Genomic DNA, 15837 nt, shown 5'->3' with positions numbered 1-15837 from the left:
GCGCGACCGCCATCACGCGGCCTGCGCGGCCACTTCGCCTGCTTTCCCGCCCTCACACGCCGCTTCGTCGCGCCGCGCGAACACCTCGTGCGCGGCGAACAGCGCGTTCAGCGCGGCCGGGAAACCTGCGTAGACGGCCATCTGCATGAACACCTCGACGATCTCGTCGCGCGTGCAGCCCACGTTCAGTGCCGCCTCGACATGCACCTTCAGTTGCGGCTGCGCGTTGCCGAGCGCGGCCAGCGCCGCGATCGTCGCGATCTCGCGCGCCCTCAGGTCGAGCTGCGGCCGGCTGTAGATGTCGCCGAAGCCGAACTCGACGAGCAGCCGCCCGAAGTCCGGCGCGATCGGCGCAAGCGCCGCGATCACGCGTTCGCCCACTTCGCCGTCGATTTCCTTCAGCTTGTTCCAGCCGCGCGTGTAGCGATCTTCAACGAGTCGATCCATGGTGTCCGTCCTGTTCCAAGAGTGAATGAGTAGCGTTCGCCCGTCGTTCCGTCTCGCGCTCCTTGGCCTCGTAGTACGCGATCTTGTCGCCGATCGCGTCGAGGCTCGCCTGCAGTTCCGCGATATGCGCGCGCACCGCGTCCCGATGCGCGGCCAGCAAGCTGCGCCGCGCACCGAACGTCGACTCGCCTTGCGCACGCAGCGCCGCGAACTGCTGCATCTGCGCAATCGGCATGCCGGTCGCCTTCAGGCGCATCACGAAGGCAAGCCAGTCAAGGTCGGCCGGCGCATAGAGCCGGTGCCCCGCCGCCGTGCGTGAAATCGCGCGCAGCAGGCCGGCCTGCTCGTAATACCGCAGCGTATGCGTCGACACCCCGGTCAGTTCGGCGACTTGCCCGATCGTCAGTGGACCGGCGGCGGAAGGTCTGGATACGGTTTTCGACATGGCAGGATCAAGGTTAGGAGTTAGAGTTCACTCTAAGTCAAGCGTTGTCGAATGGCCAGCCACGACAATCCGAAATCACCGCCGCGAACACCGTAAAGAATGGTCAAAACCGCCGCCCGACGCGGCTTTCTGTCTTTACAGCGACGCAAGCCTTCAGCAAGATTCGGTCAGCCTGTCTTAAAAAGGGCACGCATTTGTCCTATGCTTAACGGCGACGCCCGGCCAGATCTCGCCCCGCCGTCCGTTGCAACAGCCATTCATCCGTCAGAACCAGGGAGCCTTTGCCATGCTGAAAAAGCTGCTGATGCTGTTCGTCGCGCTGTCGCTGTCGCTCGCCGCCGGCATCGCCGCGGCCGTCGAAGTCAACACGGCCGACCAGGCCGCGCTCGAATCGGTGAAGGGCCTCGGGCCCGTGAAGTCGAAGGCGATCATCGACGAACGCGCCAAGAACGGCCCGTTCAAGGACGCGGACGATCTCGCGAACCGCGTGAAGGGTCTCGGCACGAAGTCGGTCGGGCATCTCGAGGAAAACGGCCTGACGATCGGCGGCTCGTCGACGCCGCCTAAGGGCGTGAAGCTGTCGAAGCCGGCCGCGACGACGTCGGCGACCACGTCGGCCACGACGTCGACTACTGCAACGGCCGGCACGACGGCGACGGCCCCGGCCGCGAGCGCCCCCGAAGCAGCGACCAAGCCGGCCAAGAGCAAGCGCATGTCGAAGAAGGAAAAGGCAGCCGCAGCCGCAGCGGCATCCGCCGATGCGGGAGCGAGCGCGCCGGCCGCAGCGTCGTCCACGAAGGCGACGAAGGGCTCGAAGAAGAAGAGCAAGAAGGACAAGGCAGCCTCCGCCGCCGCGGCGTCGGGCGCCTGATATGCGCCACGCGCGCGATCGCGTGCGCGCGGCATTCGATCAACGGGCGCCGTCGTTGCGGCGCCCTTTTCAGTAAAGGTGAAGAACCATGGGTCTCCTCGACATCGTTGGCGGTCTGATCGGCGGCCAGGCCGGCGGCAACTCGCAAAGCGCACTCATCACGACGGCGCTCGAATTCATCAACAACCAGCCGGGCGGCCTGAACGGGCTGATCGAGAAGTTCAAGGCCGGCGGCGCCGGCGACATCATCGGCTCGTGGGTCGGTAACGGCGAAAACCAGCCGATCTCGGCCGACACGCTGCAGAACGTGCTCGGTTCCGACGTCGTCGGCTCGCTGGCGAGCAAGGTCGGCATCGATCCGTCTCAGGCATCGTCGATCCTCGCGCAGGTGCTGCCGCACGTCGTCAACGGCGCGACGCCGAACGGCGAAGTGCCGGCCGGCGGCCAGGTCGATACGTCGAACGTGCTCGGCACGCTCACGCAGCTCGCCGGCATGTTCGGCGGCAGCAAGCAGGCCTGAAGCCCGCAGCGCGCCGGCTGACCGCCTCGACGGCGGTTTCGGCCGCCCCATATGCAAACACCCCGCCTGAGCGGGGTGTTTGTTTTTGCGCGCCCGGCGCGAACCGGGCGCGCGGCCGATCACCGGCGATCAGTGCACGACGCGGTCGAACACGAACGTGCCGTCGCTGACGTCGACCGGGATCACGTCCTTCGGACCAAAGCGGCCCGCGAGGATCAGCTTCGCGACCGGGTTCTCGATCTCCTGCTGGATCGCGCGCTTCAGCGGCCGCGCGCCGAACAGCGGATCGTAGCCGACCTTCGCGATCTGTTCGAGCGCGGCGGGCGACACGTCGAGCGCCATGTCGAGCTTCGCGAGCCGGTCGTGCAGGCGCGCGAGCTGGATCTTCGCGATCGATTCGATGTTGCTGCGATCGAGCGCGTGGAACACGACGACGTCGTCGATCCGGTTCAGGAACTCGGGGCGGAAGTGCTGCTTCACTTCGAGCCACACGGCGTCCTTGATCTCTTCCTGCGGTGACCCCGTCATGGCCTGGATCACCTGCGAGCCGAGGTTCGACGTCATCACGATCACCGTGTTCTTGAAGTCGACCGTGCGCCCCTGCCCGTCGGTCATGCGGCCGTCGTCGAGCACCTGCAGCAGCACGTTGAACACGTCCGGGTGGGCCTTCTCGATCTCGTCGAGCAGGATCACGCTGTACGGCTTGCGGCGCACGGCTTCCGTCAGGTAGCCGCCTTCCTCGTAGCCGACATAGCCCGGCGGCGCGCCGATCAGCCGCGCGACGCTGTGCTTCTCCATGAACTCGCTCATGTCGATGCGGATCAGGTGCTCTTCCGAATCGAACAGGAACGACGCCAGCGCCTTGCACAGCTCGGTCTTGCCGACCCCCGTCGGGCCGAGGAACAGGAACGAGCCGTACGGGCGGTTCGGATCGGCGAGACCCGCGCGCGAACGACGGATCGCGTCCGCCACCGCGCTGATCGCCTCGTCCTGGCCGACCACGCGTTCGTGCAGCTTTTCCTCGATGTGCAGCAGCTTCTCGCGTTCGCCCTGCATCATCCGCGACACCGGAATCCCGGTTGCACGCGACACGACTTCCGCGATTTCTTCCGCGCCGACCTGCGTGCGCAGCAGACGCGGACGCGTCGGGTTGTGCTGCTCCTGCTCTTCGGCCTGCGTGACCTGCTTCAGTTGCGACTCGAGTTGCGGCAGCTTGCCGTACTGCAGCTCGGCGACCTTCTCGAGCTTGCCTTCACGCTGCAGGCGCGCGATGTCCGCCCGCACCTTCTCGATCTCTTCCTTGAGCTGCGCGCTGCCCTGCACCGCAGCCTTCTCGGCAGTCCAGATCTCTTCCAGGTCCGCATATTCGCGGCCGAGGCGTTCGATCTCTTCCTCGATCAGCTGCAAGCGCTTCTGCGACGCCTCGTCCTGCTCCTTCTTCACGGCCTCGCGCTCGATCTTCAGCTGGATCAGACGACGATCGAGCTTGTCCATCTCTTCGGGCTTCGAATCGATTTCCATCTTGATCTTCGACGCGGCCTCGTCGATCAGGTCGATCGCCTTGTCCGGCAGGAAGCGGTCGGTGATGTAGCGGTGCGACAGCTCGGCCGCGGCGACGATCGCCGGGTCGGTGATGTCGACACCGTGGTGCAGTTCGTACTTCTCCTGCAGCCCGCGCAGGATCGCAATCGTCGCCTCGACGCTCGGCTCGTCGACGAGCACCTTCTGGAAGCGGCGTTCGAGCGCGGCGTCCTTCTCGATGTACTTGCGGTATTCGTCGAGCGTGGTCGCGCCGATGCAGTGCAGTTCGCCGCGCGACAGCGCCGGCTTCAGCATGTTGCCTGCGTCCATCGCGCCTTCGGCCTTGCCGGCACCGACCATCGTATGGATCTCGTCGATGAACACGATCGTCCGGCCTTCGTCCTTGGCGATGTCGTTGAGCACGGCCTTCAGGCGCTCCTCGAACTCGCCGCGATACTTCGCGCCGGCGAGCAGCGCGGCCATGTCGAGCGACAGCACGCGCTTGCCCTTCAGCGTCTCGGGCACTTCGCCGTTGACGATGCGCTGCGCGAGCCCTTCGACGATCGCCGTCTTGCCGACACCCGGCTCGCCGATCAGCACCGGGTTGTTCTTGGTCCGGCGCTGCAGGATCTGGATCGAACGGCGGATTTCATCGTCGCGGCCGATCACCGGATCGAGCTTGCCCGCGCGGGCGCGCTCGGTCAGGTCGACCGTGTATTTCTTCAGCGCCTCGCGCTGGCTTTCGGCGTCCTGGCTGTGCACCTGCGAGCCGCCGCGCACCGCGGCGATCGCGGCTTCGAGCGCCTTGCGCGTGAGGCCGTGCTGGCGCGCGAGCTTGCCGGCTTCGCCCTTGTCGTCGGACACGGCGAGCAGGAACATCTCGCTCGCGATGAACGTGTCGTTGAGTTTCTGCGCCTCCCTGTCGGCCTGGTTCAGCAGCCCGGCCAACTCACGGCCGATCTGGATGTCGCCGCCCGTGCCCGTTACTTGCGGCAGGCGCGAGATGGCTTCGTTCAGCGCGCCTTGCAGCGCCTGCACGTGCACGCCCGCACGCGACATCAGCGAGCGGGCGGAGCCGTCCTGCTGAGCGACCAGCGCCGCCAGCACGTGAACGGGTTCGATGTATTGATTGTCGCGGCCTGCCGCGAGGCTTTGCGCGTCCGCGAGTGCTTCCTGGAACTTGGTGGTGAGCTTGTCGATTCTCATTTGGCGAGACCTCCAATTTTCGATTAACACCAAGATGAGGATGGTTATACGGGTTTCAAGCGAAATTCGGGTTGATTCAGCGCAAAAATCGCCGGGTGGCGATGGTACCGGCGTGTCAGCCGACCTTCGACGGCGATTCGGCGGACGCCGATGCGTCATCCCCGGACGGCTCGGCACGCACCAGCGCGATCGGACGAATGCCCAGCAGCGCGACGAGCGGCGACGCGGGCACGGTCAGCTCGCCGAGCGTGTGACGGTCGAGTTCGGCGAAGAATGCGTCGCGCGCGGCCGCCAGCACGCCCTTCAGGCGGCAATGCGGCTCGATCACGCAGTCGCGCGACGCGTCGCCGTCGGCCGCAAAGCAGCCGACCAGCGCGAAATCGTTCTCGGTCGCCCGCACCACCTGGCCGACCGTCAGCTTCAGCGATTCGGGGAACAGCCGCAGCCCGCCGTTGCGGCCGCGCACGGTATCGACCCAGCCGAGCTCGCCGAGCTGCTGCACGACCTTCATCAGATGGTTCTTCGAGATGCCGTAGGCGTCCGAGATCTCCTGGATCGTCGCGAGCCCCTCGCCGCGCACGGCGAGGTACAGCATGACGCGCAGCGAATAGTCGGTGTAGTCAGTGAGTCTCATGAGCGAATACGGAAAATGATCGATCGCGCCCCGATCAAGCGGGACGGATCAATCGGAACGCGCGCCGGGACGGTTCTCGAGGACGCTTGACGGCGCCGGGTTGCCGGGACGGCCTGCGCGCAATAATATTCATGAAATCTACGCATTTTTCAGGCATTGATGGACGCTATTTTGCGTCAAAATTCTGTCGGCGTCCTGCGCGTTGCCCACGCTGCCGTTCCGCGGGCACGACACCGACGCCCTGATTTTCCCGGCCCTTTTTTCCATGACCGCCCTGCCCGCCTCGCCCGATACCGCCCCGGCCCGCCCTCGCGACGCCGAGCCAACAGAAGACAATATCCGCGACCTCGTGTATGCGTTCTACGACCGCGTGCGCGCCGATCCGCTGCTCGGCCCCGTGTTTGACGCGAAGCTGGATGGTCGCTGGGACGACCATCTGCCGAAGATGGTGAGCTTCTGGTCGAGCCTCGTGCTCGGCACCAAGGGCTATCGCGGCAACGTGCAGCAGGCGCACCAGCCACTCGACGGGATCGAGCCCGCGCATTTCAGCCGCTGGCTGTCGCTGTTCCTGAAGACCGTCGAGGGGCGCTACACGCCGCCCGCGGCCATCCGCTTCATGGAGCCCGCGCTGCGCATCGCGCAGAGCCTGCAGTTGAGCCGCTTCGGCTGGGATTATCAGATTCCACCCGAGCAGCAGGCGCTGCTCGACGCGATCGCGCCACGCCGCCGCGACACGGGCGACGATCCGCATGCGCTGCCGTCACGCGCCCGCGGCGAGCCGTTTCCGACGAAGATCATCGGGCGCGGCACGGATCCGGACGCCTGACACCTCGATTCGCAGCGCCGTAGCGCTCGAGTGCCTGCGGCACATCGCCGCACGACACGAACGCCGCGCTCAACGCGGCGTGTTGCCCGATTCGACGCCCCAGCGCGCGAGCGCCGCATCGTCGGTGCTGCGAGCATCGACCCAGCGCTCGCCGTCGGGCGTCGTTTCCTTCTTCCAGAACGGCGCCTCGGTCTTCAGGTAGTCCATCACGAACTCGCACGACGCGAACGCATCGCCGCGATGCGATGCGACCGTCGCGACCATCACGATCTGGTCGAGCGGCAGCAGCCGGCCGACGCGATGCACGATCGCGACGTCGATCCCGGGCCAGCGCCGGCCAGCCTCGGCGGCGATCTTCTCGAGCGCCTTCTCGGTCATCCCCGGATAATGCTCGAGCTCCATCGCCGCGACCGAATCGCCTTCGTTCAGGTCGCGCACGGTGCCAACGAAGCAGGCGACCGCGCCGATCTTCGGGTTGCGCGCGCGTAGCGCCGCCACTTCGGCGTTCAGGTCGAAATCGTTGGCCTGCACTCGTACCGTAGCCATCGCCCGCCTCTCAACCGCCCGTCACAGGCGGAAAAAACGCGACCTCGCAACCGTCGGTGAGCCGCGTATCGGGGTCGGTCATCTCGTGATTGCATGCCATGCGCAACGCGCGCCCTTCGGCGAGCGTCTCGGCCCACGCGCCGCCGCGCAGGCGCAGCCATGCGCGCACGTCGCCAACGGTCGTCACGCCGTCCGGCACGTCGGCCTGCTCGTCGGACACGCCCAGTGCCTCGCGCACGCTTGCAAAGAATTTCAGTTGAATCTTCATGGGTCAGGAAGCCGTCGCGTTACGACAGTAGTTCGGAAAACGGAATGAAACGCACGGTCTCGCCTGCGCTGATCGCGTGCTGCGGCGGATTGTCGATCAGGCCGTCGCCCCAGACCGTCGACGTCAGCACCGCCGAGCTCTGGTTCGGGAACAGGTCGAGGCCGCCGGCCGCGTTGACGCGCGCGCGCAGGAATTCGTTGCGCCGGTCGCCCTTGCTTTGCGAGAAGTCCGCGCGCAGCGACAGCGCGCGCGGCGCGACGTCGCGCACGCCGGACAAGCGCAGCAGGAACGGCCGCACGAACAGCAGGAACGTGACGAAGCTCGACACGGGATTGCCCGGCAGCCCGATGAAGTGCGCGTCGGGATGCGCGTCGCCGCGGCGCACCGCGCCGAACGCGAGCGGCTTGCCCGGCTTCATCGCGATCTGCCACAGCGCGAGCCGACCTTCGGCTTCGACGGCCGGCTTCACGTGATCCTCGTCACCGACCGATACGCCGCCGCTCGTCAGGATCACGTCGTGATCGCGCGCGGCCTCACGCAGCGTGTCGCGCGTCGCGGCGAGCGAGTCGGGCACGATCCCGTAGTCGGTCACGTGGCAGCCGAGCCGCTCAAGCAGTCCGCGTAGCGTGAAGCGGTTCGAATTGTAGATCGCGCCGGGCTTCAGCGGCTCGCCCGGCATCGTCAGTTCGTCGCCGGTGAAGAACACCGCGACGCGAATCCGCCGCGCGACCGACAGCTGCGCGCAGCCGACCGACGCGGCCAGCCCGAGCGCCTGTGGCGTAAGCCGCGTACCGGCCGGCAGGATCACCGAACCCTGGTGGATGTCCGCGCCCTGAGCGGTGATCCATTCACCGGCCTTCGGCGTGTGGAGGATTTCGACCGCATCGCCGTCGGCCGACGCCTGCTCCTGCATCACGACGGCATCGGCGCCGGGCGGCACCGTGGCGCCGGTGAAGATCCGCGCGGCCGTGCCCGCCGCGAGCGGCGCGGCCGGATGACCCGCCGGAATCCGCTGCGACACCGGCAAGCGCCGCTCGCCGTGCAGCAGGTCGGCGACGCGCACCGCATAGCCGTCCATCGCGCTCGTATGCATCGGCGGCACGTCGAGCGGCGAGCTCACGTCGGCCGCCAGCACGCGGCCGAGCCCGTCGAGCGTGGCGACGGTTTCAGCGCCGGGCAGCGGCTTCGCGGCTTCGAGCAGCGCGGCGAGCGCTTCGGCGGTCGACAGCATCGGCGCGCGCGGCGCCGCGGGATTCGGGTTCGACATCGATGGAATCGGGGATCGTTGGAATCAATACGTCATTGTAGCGACGCCGTCGTGCCCACGTGCGATATGCCGGACATGCGACAACCGTGATCGGCGCGAACGCGCGGCACTGGCACTTGATTCGCGCGCCATCTGACAACGCCCCTGCGCGCGGCCGCCACCAAGCGAAACGGCCGGAACCCCGATCCGTGTGACGAATCGGCATTCCGGCCGTCCTGCGCCGCCGGGCTCGCGACCCCGCGGCCCGAGGCTACCCCGGTGCTACGTTACGCGCCCGTATGCGCGGCAATGAAGTCCTTCACCTGCTGCGCATCGGCCTTCACGACCTCGAAACGCTGCGGCAGCGCCTCGAGCCCGTCGAATGCCGCCGGCCGCTCGGCCTCGCGATCGAGCGCTTCGCGGATCGTCTCGCCGAACTTGATCGGCTGGGCCGTCTCGAGCACGACCATCGGCACGCCCGCGTCGAGGTGCTCGCGCGCGACCTTCACGCCGTCGGCCGTGTGCGTATCGATCATCGTGTCGTAGCGCGAGAACACGTCGCGGATCGTCGCGATGCGGTCCGCGTGGCTGCTACGACCCGACACGAAGCCGAACTCGGCCACGCGCGCGAAATCGCCGCTCGCCGCGAGATCGAAACCGCCCTTCTCCTCGACGTCGCGGAACAACTGCATCACGCGTGCCGGATCGCGGCCGAGCAGGTCGAACACGAAGCGTTCGAAGTTCGACGCCTTCGAGATATCCATGCTCGGGCTGCTCGTGTGGTACGTGTTTTCCGCGCTGCGCACGCGATATGCGCCGGTGCGGAAGAACTCGTCGAGCACGTCGTTCTCGTTGGTCGCGACCACGAGCTTGGCGATCGGCAGGCCCATCATCCGCGCGATGTGACCCGCGCAGACGTTGCCGAAGTTGCCCGACGGCACCGTGAACGACACGCGCTCGTCGTTGGACGTCGTCGCCGCGAAATAGCCCTTGAAGTAGTACACGACCTGCGCGACGACGCGCGCCCAGTTGATCGAGTTGACCGTGCCGATCTTGTGCCGTGCCTTGAACGTGTGATCGTTCGACACTGCCTTCACGATGTCCTGGCAGTCGTCGAATACGCCTTCGACCGCGAGGTTGAAGATGTTCGGATCCTGCAGGCTGAACATCTGGGCGGTCTGGAACGCACTCATCTTCTTGTGCGGCGACAGCATGAACACGCGCACGCCGGCCTTGCCGCGCATCGCGTATTCGGCCGCGCTGCCCGTGTCGCCGGACGTCGCGCCGAGGATGTTCAGCGCTTCGCCGTGCTTCGCGAGCGTGTACTCGAACAGGTTGCCGAGCAGCTGCATCGCCATGTCCTTGAACGCGAGCGTCGGGCCGTTCGACAGTTCGAGCAGCGAGATCGGCGCGCCGTTCTCGGTGCCGAGCGTCTTCAGCGGCGTGATGTCGGACGCGTTCTCGCCGTGGCGCGTGTTGCTGTACACGGCGGCCGTATACGTGCGGCGCGTGATCGCGCGCAGGTCGTCGGCCGGCACGTCGTCGCAGAACTTCGACAGGATCTCGAACGCGAGATCCGCATACGGCAGCGTGCGCCAGCGCGCCAGTTCGTCGGCCGACACCTTCGGGTACTCGGCCGGCAGGTATAGCCCGCCGTCCTTCGCGAGACCGCCGAGCAGGATGTCGGAGAACGTGTGGCGCTCGCCGATGCCGGCGCCGCGCGTGGAGATGTAGTTCATGTCGTTCCTGGTCCTCAGTTCAGCGCTTCCATGCGCAGCTTCGTCACCTTCGAGACCACCGTCGCGAGGCCTTCGATCTGCGCGATCGCCGCGTTCACGTGCTTCTCGAGCGTCTCGTGCGTGATCAGGATGATGTCGGTTTCGCCCTTCGCGTCGTCGACCTGCTCCGATTCCTTCTGCAGCAGCGCGTCGATCGAGATGCCCGATTCGGCGAGGATGCGCGTGATGTTGGCGAGCACGCCCGTCTGGTCGGCCACCCGCAGGCGCAGGTAGTAGCCGCTCGTGACTTCCTCGATCGGCAGGATCGGCGTGTTCGACAGGCTGTCCGGCTGGAACGCGAGGTGCGGCACGCGATGCTCGGGGTCGGCCGTGTGCAGGCGCGTGACGTCGACGAGATCCGCGACGACCGCCGATGCGGTCGGCTCAGCGCCCGCGCCCTTGCCGTAGTACAGCGTCGTGCCGACCGCGTCGCCGTGCACGACGACCGCGTTCATCGCGCCCTCGACGTTCGCGAGCAGGCGCTTCTCGGGAATCAGCGTCGGATGCACGCGCAACTCGATGCCGTTTTCGGCGCGGCGCGTGATGCCGAGCAGCTTGATCCGGTAGCCGAGCTCTTCCGCGTAGCGGATGTCGGTCGCGTCGAGCTTGCTGATCCCTTCGACGTACGCGCGGTCGAACTGGACCGGCACGCCGAACGCGATCGCGCTCATGATCGTCGCCTTGTGCGCGGCGTCGACGCCTTCGATGTCGAAGGTCGGATCGGCTTCCGCGTAGCCGAGTTCCTGTGCGGCCTTCAGCGCGGTCGCGAAGTCGAGGCCGCGGTCGCGCATTTCCGACAGGATGTAGTTCGTCGTGCCGTTGATGATGCCCGCGATGTACTGGATGCGGTTCGCGGTCAGGCCTTCGCGCAGCGCCTTGATGATCGGGATGCCGCCGGCGACGGCCGCCTCGAACGCGACCATCACGCCCTTTTCGCGCGCGGCCTCGAAGATCTCGGTGCCGTGCACCGCGAGCAGCGCCTTGTTCGCCGTCACGACGTGCTTGCCGTTCGCGATCGCGCGCAGCACGAGCTCGCGCGCGATGCCCGTGCCGCCGATCATCTCGGCAATGATCGAAATCGACGGATCGTCGACGACCGCGTTGAAATCGTCGGTGATCTGCGCGGCGCCGGCGTTACCGCCGAGCGCGGCCTGCGCCTTGGCCGGGTTGCGCACCGCGATGCGCGCGACCTCGATGCCGCGCCCCGCGCGTCGCTTGATTTCTTCCTGGTTGCGGTGCAGCACCGTGAAGGTGCCGCTGCCGACGGTGCCGAAGCCCAACAGGCCAACTTTGATCGGTTCCATGCTGCGTGTGATCGATGAGTAAGAGTGAATGAATGCCGGGGACGATGTCCGCTCAGACCGAATGGCGCTTGCGGTAGCCGTCGAGGAAGCGCGCGATCCGGTTGATCGAATCGGTCAGGTCGTCGAGGTTCGGCAGGAAGACCACGCGGAAGTGATCCGGCGCCGCCCAGTTGAAGCCCGTGCCCTGCACGAGCAGCACGCGTTCCTCGAGCAACAGGTCGAGGATGAACTGCTGGTCGTTCTGGATCGGATAGAGCTTCGGATCGAGGCGCGGGAACATGTACAGCGCGGCCTGCGGCTTCACGCAGGTCACGCCGGGAATCGACGTGAGCATGTCATACGCCAGTTCGCGCTGCTTGTACAGGCGCCCGCTCGGCACGATCAGCTCGTTGATGCTCTGGTAGCCGCCGAGCGCGGTCTGGATCGCGAACTGGCCGGGCACGTTGGCGCACAGGCGCATCGACGACAGGATCCCGAGCCCCTCGAGGTAATCCTTCGCGCGCCGGCGGTTGTCGCCGCCGAGGCCCGACACGGCCATCCAGCCCGCGCGGTAGCCGCATGAGCGATAGCTCTTCGACAGGCTGTTGAACGTGACGGTGATCACGTCTTCCGACAGCGAGCCCAGCGCCGTGTGCTCGAGCCCGTCGTAGACGATCTTGTCGTAGACCTCGTCGGCAAACACGATCAGCCCGTGCTGGCGCGCGATCTCGAGCAGATCGCGCAGCAATTCGTCGGAATAAAGCGCGCCGGTCGGGTTGTTCGGGTTGATCACGACGATCGCCTTGGTGTTCGGCGTGATCTTGCGGCGGATGTCGTCGAGGTCGGGCATCCACGCGTTCTGCTCGTCGCACACGTAATGCACGGGCGTGCCGCCCGACAGGCTCACGGCGGCCGTCCACAGCGGGTAGTCGGGCGCCGGCAGCAGCACTTCGTCGCCGTCGTTCAGGAGCGCCTGGGTCGCCATCACGATCAGCTCGGACGCGCCGTTGCCGATGTAGATGTCGTCGAGGCCGACGCCGACGACGCCCTTTTGCTGCGTGTAGTGCATCACGGCCTTGCGGGCCGAGAACACGCCCTTCGAATCCGAATAGCCGGACGACGCAGGCAGGTTGCGGATCATGTCCTGGATGATTTCGTCCGGCGCGTCGAAACCGAACGGCGCGAGGTTGCCAATGTTCAGCTTGATGATGCGGTGGCCTTCTTCCTCGAGGCGCTTCGCGTGCTCGAGCACCGGGCCACGGATGTCGTAGCAGACGTTGAGCAGCTTGTTCGACTTCTGAATCGGTTTCACGACGACACGGTTCCTGGGTTGGCCTTGCGGCCGGGGGACGGGATCAAAACTGGAGAGCGGCCGGTCTGTGCGCGCTGTCTAGACTGGGGAAAATGCGGGCGGTCGGACGCGGCTTGTGGCGACGCACGATGCAACTGGCGCCCGGGGGCAACCAAAAAGTTATAATTTAGCGGATTTTGGCCGACTTTCGCAATGCACCATGGCCGCTCCGGGCCCGCGCCGTCAGGCGTCCCGCGCGCGGCGGTCGCGAAACCGGCCGCCCGGGCCCGTGCGGCCCTTGCCAGACAATCCCTCCACGGAACCGCGGAATACCGATTTGAAACTGCACCAGGACGCGAGCGGCGCGCTCAACACCGTCACCGGCTACGGCCCCGATTATGTCGACGTCAACCTCCAACGCCACGAAGGAAGCGTCATCGTGCTGCCCGGCGCACCGGTGCGGGACTGGCCCGTGTCGTCGTTCGACGCGCTCGCGCCCGAGCATTTCGCGATGCTGCTCGACCCGGCACCCGAGCTCGTGATCTTCGGCAGCGGCGCGCGGCTGCGCTTCCCACACCCGCGCCTCGTGGCCATGCTCACGGCCAAGCGCATCGGCGTCGAGACGATGGATTTCCAGGCTGCCTGCCGTACCTACAACATCCTGATGGCCGAGGGCCGCAAGGTCGCCGCCGCGCTCTTAATTGAACGTTAATCACCGTTGCGGTAAAACTCGGGCCGGCACACCGGGTCGATCCCCGGATCGTCCTCCGGGTCGATGACCGGCACGCCGACCGCCCCCGGCGCAACCCGCCGGCGGCTCTTACAACAACCAACAGGCTGAAAATCCATGAACGATACGCCGCCGAGGCTACCGCTCAATCGCATCACGCTCGTCCTCCTGCTCGTCGCACTCGCGATCGTCTGGTTCGCGCCGCTCGGGCTGCGCCACCTGATCCCGAGCGACGAAGGCCGCTACGCCGAAATGGCGCGGGAAATGTTCGTCACCGGCGACTGGATCACACCGCGCTACAACGGCTACAAGTACTTCGAGAAGCCGCCGCTGCAGACCTGGCTGAACGCGCTGACGTTCGCGTGGTTCGGCATTGGCGAATGGCAGGCGCGCCTCTACACGGGCCTCGCCAGCTTCGCCGGCGTGCTGCTGGTCGGCTTCACGGGCGCGCGCCTGTTCAACCCGCTGTCCGGCTTCCTCGCGGCCGTCGTGCTCGCGTGCTCGCCGTACTGGAACCTGATGGGCCACTTCAACGCGCTCGACATGGGGCTCGCGTTCTGGATGACGCTGTCGCTCTGCTCGCTGCTGCTCGCGCAGCGGCCCGGGCTGCAGGCGGGCGCGGCGCGCGGCTGGATGTGGACGTGCTGGGGCGCAATGGCGTTCGCCGTGCTGTCCAAGGGCCTCGTCGGCCTGATCCTGCCCGGCGCCGTGCTGGTGCTCTATACGCTGATCGCCCGCGACTGGGCACTGTGGAAGCGGCTGTACCTGGTCAGCGGCCTCGTGATCTTCTTCGCGATCGTCACGCCGTGGTTCGTGCTCGTCCAGCAGCGCAACCCCGAGTTCTTCAACTTCTTCTTCATCGTCCAGCAGTTCCGCCGGTATCTGACCCCGGAACAGAACCGCCCGGGCCCGCTCTACTATTTCGTGCCGGTGCTGCTGGTCGGCTTCCTGCCGTGGCTGTCCGTCGCATGGCAGAGCATCCGCCATGCACTACGCATGCCGCGCCAGCCGAACGGTTTCTCTCCGATGCTCGTGCTGCTGATCTGGAGCGCGTTCATCTTCCTGTTCTTCAGCGCATCGCATTCGAAGCTGATCTCTTACGTGCTGCCGGTCGCGCCAGCGCTCGCGCTGATGATCGGCGCGTACCTGCCGCTGATGAGCGCCGACCGGTTCCGCCGTCACCTGCTCGGCTACCTCGTATTCTTAGTCGTCGCGGCGTTCGGGATCATCTTCCTCGCGTATCAGGGCGACGCCCGCACGCCGAACGCGCTGTACCGCGCGTTCCAGCTATGGCTGTACGCGGGCCTCGCGGTCGCGGGTGCGCTGACGCTCGCGGCCGCATGGCTGAACCGTCGCGTGGGTGTCGCGGCCGCGATCACCGCGTTCGGCGCCGCGTGGCTCGCGTTCGGCACGATCGGCGGCACCGGTCACGATGAATTCGGCCGCTACAGCTCGGGCGCGCTGCTCGCGCCCGCCGTGCGCGCCGAACTGGCGAAGCTGCCACCCGACACACCGTTCTATTCGATCGAGATGCTCGATCACACGTTCCCGTTCTATATGGGCCACACGACGATCATGGTCCAGCGCCAGGACGAACTCGCATTCGGGATCTCGGTCGAGCCGAACAAATGGATCCCGACCGTCGACCAATGGATCGAACGCTGGAAGCAGGACACCCATGCGCTCGCGATCATGCCGCCCGGCCAGTACGACACGCTGGTCAAGCAAGGCGTGGCGATGCGCGTGATCGCGCGCGACAACCGCCGCGTGATCGTCGAGAAACCGCAATCGTAAGGACGCCCGCCGCATGAATCCCGTTTCGTTCGTCTGCATCATCACCGGCGTGATGCTCAACGCCTGTGCGCAACTCCTGCTGAAAGCCGGTGTCAACGCCGTTGGACACTTCGAATTCAGCCGTGCGAACATCATCCCGGTCGGCCTGAAGATCGCGACCCAGCTGCCGATCATCGGCGGCCTCGGCTGCTACGTGCTGAGCGTGGTCGTCTGGATTCTCGGGCTGTCGCGAGTCGACGTATCGATCGCGTACCCGATGTTGTCGCTCGGCTACGTGGTCAACGCATTTGCCGCCTGGTACCTGTTCGGCGAGGTGCTGTCGGTCCAGCGGCTCGTCGGCATCGGCATCATCCTGATCGGCGTGCTCGTGCTCGCGCGCAGTTGAGCGCGCCCGGCCCGGCGGCATTAAGCGTCCGCCTACAAAAAATCAC

General features: G+C 66.4%; 17 protein-coding genes. 6 read left to right on the top strand and 11 right to left on the bottom strand.

Annotated features, from left to right (window positions below):
* Positions 1-12: 12 nt before the first annotated feature.
* Positions 13-447, bottom strand: coding sequence for a carboxymuconolactone decarboxylase family protein (locus WS66_RS20215; RefSeq protein WP_059604315.1), 435 nt, complete (start codon positions 445-447; stop codon positions 13-15).
* A complete protein-coding gene (locus WS66_RS20210; RefSeq protein ID WP_059604310.1) occupies positions 431-892 on the bottom strand; it encodes a MerR family transcriptional regulator in 462 nt (153 codons plus the stop codon). Before WS66_RS20210 ends, WS66_RS20215 begins: the two co-directional genes overlap by 17 nt.
* Before the next feature lie 286 nt (positions 893-1178).
* On the opposite strand from WS66_RS20210, the gene WS66_RS20205 reads away from it, so the two are divergent.
* Together WS66_RS20205 and WS66_RS20200 are read left to right on the top strand one after the other, a co-directional pair.
* Positions 1179-1763 (top strand): ComEA family DNA-binding protein, encoded by a 585-nt coding sequence (locus WS66_RS20205; RefSeq protein WP_059604308.1) that lies wholly within the window; start codon positions 1179-1181, stop codon positions 1761-1763.
* 88 nt (positions 1764-1851) lie between these two features.
* Positions 1852-2283: a YidB family protein gene (locus WS66_RS20200; protein WP_059604306.1), complete on the top strand. Its 432-nt coding sequence runs from the start codon at positions 1852-1854 to the stop codon at positions 2281-2283.
* Between the two features lie 129 nt (positions 2284-2412).
* Here the strand turns inward: WS66_RS20200 and clpB are convergent, their stop codons facing one another.
* Together clpB and WS66_RS20190 are read right to left on the bottom strand one after the other, a co-directional pair.
* Positions 2413-5010, bottom strand: coding sequence for an ATP-dependent chaperone ClpB (clpB, locus tag WS66_RS20195; RefSeq protein WP_059604303.1), 2598 nt, complete (start codon positions 5008-5010; stop codon positions 2413-2415).
* Positions 5011-5125: 115 nt separating this feature from the next.
* On the bottom strand, positions 5126-5644 hold the full coding sequence (locus WS66_RS20190) for an Rrf2 family transcriptional regulator (protein WP_059604300.1): 519 nt from the start codon (positions 5642-5644) through the stop codon (positions 5126-5128).
* Positions 5645-5909: 265 nt separating this feature from the next.
* Between WS66_RS20190 and WS66_RS20185 the strand changes: the two genes are divergently transcribed.
* Positions 5910-6470 (top strand): group III truncated hemoglobin, encoded by a 561-nt coding sequence (locus WS66_RS20185; protein ID WP_059604299.1) that lies wholly within the window; start codon positions 5910-5912, stop codon positions 6468-6470.
* A 69-nt stretch (positions 6471-6539) separates the two neighbouring features.
* Here the strand turns inward: WS66_RS20185 and WS66_RS20180 are convergent, their stop codons facing one another.
* The 6 genes from WS66_RS20180 to WS66_RS20155 form a co-directional block, all read right to left on the bottom strand.
* Positions 6540-7016 (bottom strand): molybdenum cofactor biosynthesis protein MoaE, encoded by a 477-nt coding sequence (locus tag WS66_RS20180; protein ID WP_059604296.1) that lies wholly within the window; start codon positions 7014-7016, stop codon positions 6540-6542.
* Between the two features lie 10 nt (positions 7017-7026).
* Positions 7027-7284, bottom strand: a complete 258-nt coding sequence (gene moaD, locus WS66_RS20175; RefSeq protein ID WP_006758354.1) for a molybdopterin converting factor subunit 1 — start codon at positions 7282-7284, stop codon at positions 7027-7029.
* Positions 7285-7303: 19 nt separating this feature from the next.
* Positions 7304-8551: a molybdopterin molybdotransferase MoeA gene (locus tag WS66_RS20170; protein ID WP_059604292.1), complete on the bottom strand. Its 1248-nt coding sequence runs from the start codon at positions 8549-8551 to the stop codon at positions 7304-7306.
* Between the two features lie 266 nt (positions 8552-8817).
* Positions 8818-10269 carry a threonine synthase gene (gene thrC, locus WS66_RS20165; RefSeq protein WP_059604289.1) on the bottom strand — a complete coding sequence of 484 codons (1452 nt, stop codon included), beginning with the start codon at positions 10267-10269 and terminating at the stop codon, positions 8818-8820.
* A gap of 14 nt (positions 10270-10283) precedes the next feature.
* On the bottom strand, positions 10284-11612 hold the full coding sequence (locus tag WS66_RS20160) for a homoserine dehydrogenase (protein WP_059604286.1): 1329 nt from the start codon (positions 11610-11612) through the stop codon (positions 10284-10286).
* A gap of 52 nt (positions 11613-11664) precedes the next feature.
* Positions 11665-12903, bottom strand: a complete 1239-nt coding sequence (locus WS66_RS20155; RefSeq protein ID WP_059604283.1) for a pyridoxal phosphate-dependent aminotransferase — start codon at positions 12901-12903, stop codon at positions 11665-11667.
* A 316-nt stretch (positions 12904-13219) separates the two neighbouring features.
* Here WS66_RS20155 and WS66_RS20150 point away from each other — a divergent pair, with 316 nt between their 5' ends.
* Complete coding sequence (locus WS66_RS20150) at positions 13220-13594, top strand: Mth938-like domain-containing protein (RefSeq protein ID WP_059604281.1); 375 nt, start codon at positions 13220-13222, stop codon at positions 13592-13594.
* Here the strand turns inward: WS66_RS20150 and WS66_RS33730 are convergent.
* Positions 13591-13731: a hypothetical protein gene (locus WS66_RS33730; RefSeq protein ID WP_159086561.1), complete on the bottom strand. Its 141-nt coding sequence runs from the start codon at positions 13729-13731 to the stop codon at positions 13591-13593. The two genes, WS66_RS20150 and WS66_RS33730, sit on opposite strands and share 4 nt — an antisense overlap.
* On the opposite strand from WS66_RS33730, the gene WS66_RS20145 reads away from it, so the two are divergent.
* Together WS66_RS20145 and WS66_RS20140 are read left to right on the top strand one after the other, a co-directional pair.
* Complete coding sequence (locus WS66_RS20145) at positions 13730-15406, top strand: glycosyltransferase family 39 protein (protein ID WP_059604278.1); 1677 nt, start codon at positions 13730-13732, stop codon at positions 15404-15406. The genes WS66_RS33730 and WS66_RS20145 overlap by 2 nt on opposite strands.
* Positions 15407-15419: 13 nt before the next feature.
* Entirely contained in the window at positions 15420-15791 is a 372-nt protein-coding gene (locus tag WS66_RS20140; RefSeq protein ID WP_014896865.1) for an EamA family transporter, read from the top strand.
* Positions 15792-15837: the final 46 nt, after the last annotated feature.

The organism is Burkholderia sp. LA-2-3-30-S1-D2, assembly GCF_001523915.2.
Taxonomy (GTDB): Bacteria; Pseudomonadota; Gammaproteobacteria; order Burkholderiales; family Burkholderiaceae; genus Burkholderia; species Burkholderia diffusa.
Note: the sequence above shows the minus strand (reverse complement) of the source record. Positions and strands in the feature narration are given on the sequence as shown.